The 3,501-nt window shown below is 72.2% G+C and carries 3 protein-coding genes; all 3 read right to left on the reverse strand.

Going from position 1 to position 3,501, the window contains the following annotated elements; translation table 11 throughout:
- On the reverse strand, positions 1-721 hold a 721-nt coding region (locus P3L51_RS35540), incomplete at its 3' end, for a methyltransferase domain-containing protein (RefSeq protein WP_354609497.1).
- A gap of 124 nt (positions 722-845) precedes the next feature.
- Positions 846-2,462, reverse strand: a complete 1,617-nt coding sequence (locus tag P3L51_RS35545) for a glycosyltransferase family 4 protein (RefSeq protein WP_354609498.1) — start codon at positions 2,460-2,462, stop codon at positions 846-848.
- Between the two features lie 269 nt (positions 2,463-2,731).
- The gene (locus tag P3L51_RS35550) at positions 2,732-3,361 is read right to left on the reverse strand and encodes a TetR/AcrR family transcriptional regulator (RefSeq protein WP_354609499.1); all 630 of its coding nucleotides are present in this window, start codon (positions 3,359-3,361) and stop codon (positions 2,732-2,734) included.
- Positions 3,362-3,501: the final 140 nt, after the last annotated feature.

Raw genomic sequence — 3,501 nt, forward strand, 5'->3', positions numbered from 1 at the left:
TGGCGGGAACGGCGGGCGCGGCGGGGACGGCGGCGGGCGTCCCTCTGCCGCACCGTTCACGCCCCTCGACCGGCTCGGGCAGCGGGATGCCCTCGACGCCGCCGACGCGGTTCGCGTAACGGACGGTCAACTCCCGTACCGCGTACTCCCACAGCCGCCGCCTCGGCCGCCGCGGCCTGCGGAACACGCCGACCGAGTCGCCCCAGTAGGCGCGCTTGCCGTCGATGGCCGCGTAGTCGAAGCGGATGCCCTTCATCGGCGGGAAGTCCGTGTAGGCCTCGGCCAGTTCGAGCCCGGTGAAGGCGGCCATGGCCCGGAATCCGTCGGGGTAGTACCTCCAGCAGTCCTGCGCGTCGTGCACATGGCCGCGCGAGGGGGCGGTGACGAAGGCCAGGCCGCCGGGCCGAAGTACGCGGGCGATCTCCATCATCGACGCCCAGAAGAACGGGATGTGCTCGAACGCCTGCCCCGACAGCACGAAGTCGGCGGTCCGGGACCGTACCGGAATGCGGTACGGCTTGGGCATCACGATGTCGACGTTCGGACCGTCGAGCACGTCGACGCCGATGTACTCGACATCGCGCTCGCCGAGCAGACCGCGGTGGGTGAGGGACTGCCTGGGCGAGATGCGCGAGCCCAGGTCGACCACCCGGTGGCGGCCGGACGCGGGCATGTACTCCTTGACGCAGAGCTCCATCTGCTCGTACGCGGACCTGTGCACGGTGACTCACTTTCCATCCGGCTCGTTGGCGCGGCGCTCCCCCGACGCCGGTGACGTCTCCCGACGTTCGAGGACATCAACGCCCGTACGGCCGTATGGTCACGTGCTGACGCTCGCGCCCCGGTCAGGTCGCCGTGGCGCCCGCGGGGTCGCCCTGGTCCGGCTCCTCCTCCTCGGTGGCCGGTCCGCCCCGTGGGACCGTCGCGGCGGCGGTCGCCTCCGCCGGGACCGTCAACAGCCCCTGATAGATCCCGTCGAGGACGTCGGCCTGCGCGTCCCAGGTCCACTCCTCCAGCAGGCCGGGGCGGTCGTACGCCTTGCGGTAGGCGGCCGGATCGTCGAGCACGGCGCGCGCCGCCCGTACGAAGTCGGCGGTGTCCTCCGCGCGGAACACCTCGCCCTGCCCGGTCTCGCGCACCTTCTCCGCCATGGCGCGCACGTCGCTGACGACAATGGGCAGCTTGGCGTGGGCGTACTCCATGAACTTGGTGATCAGGGCGAGTTCGTGGTTCGGCCAGTGGTGGATCGGGATGACGCCGATGTCCGCGGCGGCCAGGAAGGGCGCGATCTGCCAGTGCGGTACGTACGGCAGCGGGTGGACTCGGTCGGCGACACCGAGTTCGGCGGCGTGGTCGAGCACCTTGCGTACGACCCACCCGTCGGGTGCGGGAACGACCAGCGCCGCGTGCGCGCCGGGCAGTTGAGGCAGCGACTCGATGAGCGTGGCGAGCCCGCGCTGCGGGGCGAGGGCGCCGCTGTAGACGAGGAGCGGCGTGACGGCGTCGATGCCGCACAACTCCCGCAGATCCGGAACGGGTTCATGGGCGCGGCCGGCGGGCGGGCCCCCGCCGGGGGCGTTGAGCACGACGGCGGGCAGCCGGGGCAGCCGGTGCTCCTTGTACAGCAGCTCGGCCAGGGGCTGGGAGACGGTGACGACGGCGTCCGCGCACCGCCCGTACTCCCGTTCGTGCGCGACATGGGCGGGCATCCAACGCCGGTACCCGGCACGGGGCTTGATGCCCGGCAGATACTCGTGCGCGTCCCAGACCAGCTTCACGCTCCGGCCCCTGCCCCGCGCGCGGTGCACGGCGCGGGCGCCGACGCCGATCATCCGGAAGTCGTTGGCGTGGACGAGATCGGGTTCGAGGGCGTCGATGACGGGGCCGAAGGCGAACTCGTAGTCCCACAGATACGGTTCGAGCCTGCGCCAGCAGCGGTCGCCGAGCAGGGCGCGCCACATGGCCGTACGGAGCCGCTCGGGCAGCGAGTCGGGATTGCGCCTGCCCTCCACGAGGGCGAGTTGGCGGTGCCGGAAGCCGACCCAGCGGGCCAGGATGCGGGCCGCCGTACGCCGGATCAGGAATCTTCGGCCCTCGGCGGATCTGCGGGCCAGCAGATCGGCGCGCCAGGCCTTGACCCACTGCTTGCGGTGGTGCGCGATACCGCCGCGCCGGTAGGCGAAGAGGCGGGGCAGGACGACTCTTCGGTAGTCCCTGCGGCGTTTGGCGAGGGTCATCACGACGGGGACCAGCCGGACCTGGGCGTCGCCGATGGTCCAGCGGTGCCGGTCGCGGTCCGGGGACTGGCCGAGCAGCACCACGTCCCAGCCGGCGTCGGACATGGAGCGGGCGGCCTTCTGCACGCGGGAGTCGCCGTTGACGGCGTTGTCGACGAGCATGACGACCCGGCCGCGGCCGCGTCCTGGGCGCCGCCCGGACTCTGGTGTGGAAGCGACACTCATGGGGCGCCCGTCCTTTGGCTCGGCTTCGCGGAGGGACCTGCCCTGGTCTCCCCCACACGGGCAACGAAGGTTCCTCCACCAGGGCTACGGAGACGCCCCCCATGTCACCCGTACGGCGGCTGCGAGAAGCCGGGACGGTGAGCGTGGGCGCGAGGGTGCGAGGGTCGGCCGGCCGGCCGGACGGACGCCAGGCGGTCAGGCTCCGGGCGGTCGGGCGGTGCGGTCAACGCGGTCGGGCGGTGCGGTCGCCAGTCAGCGCGATCAGACGATCAGGCGGTGCGGTCGCGCGTCAGCGCGGTGACCGCCGTGGCGGCGAGGTCGTCGAGATAGCCGGCGGGAAGGTCGCCCCGTACGACGACGAGACGCCAGTAGAGCGGGCCCGCGATGAGGTCGAGCGCGCGGTCGGGGTCGGTGCCCTCGGGCAGTTCGCCGCGGGCGACCGCCTCGCGTACGACCACGGCCGCGATGCCGTGCTCCCGGTCCAGCAGCGCCGACTTGATCGCCTCGGAGATCTCCGGGTGCCGGGCCGCCTCCACCAGCAGGTCGGGGATGACGCGGGAGGCCAGCGGGTGGCGCAGGGCGTGCGACGCCACTTCGAGCAGGGCGCGTACGTCTCCGTACAGCGAACCGGTCGCGGGTACGGGCAGCCCCTGGGCCGCGACGGCGGAGACCAGGTCGAGCACCAGCGCGAGTTTGGACTTCCAACGACGGTAGACGGCGGTCTTGCCGACACCGGCCCGGCGGGCGATGCCCTCGATGGACATCCGCGCGAAGCCGACGGCGGCCAGTTCCTCGAAGACGGCGGAGCGGATGGCGTCGGTCACGTCCTCACGGAGCACTGCGGCTCCCGCTGGGGCGCGGCGTGAGAGGCGAGGATCCGTGGGCATGGCGACGAGCATAGCGTCATGCACGTCACGACGAAACGGTTGCGTCCCGACGCACTTCCGTCCTAACCTCTTCGTTACGACGAAACGGTCCCGTTCCGTCGCTCGACTCCCCGCGTCACGCCGCCGTCCCCGCCGCCTCTCGTTCGATGCCC

It is taken from the genome of Streptomyces panacea (assembly GCF_040560175.1).
Taxonomy (GTDB): Bacteria; Actinomycetota; Actinomycetes; order Streptomycetales; family Streptomycetaceae; genus Streptomyces; species Streptomyces panacea.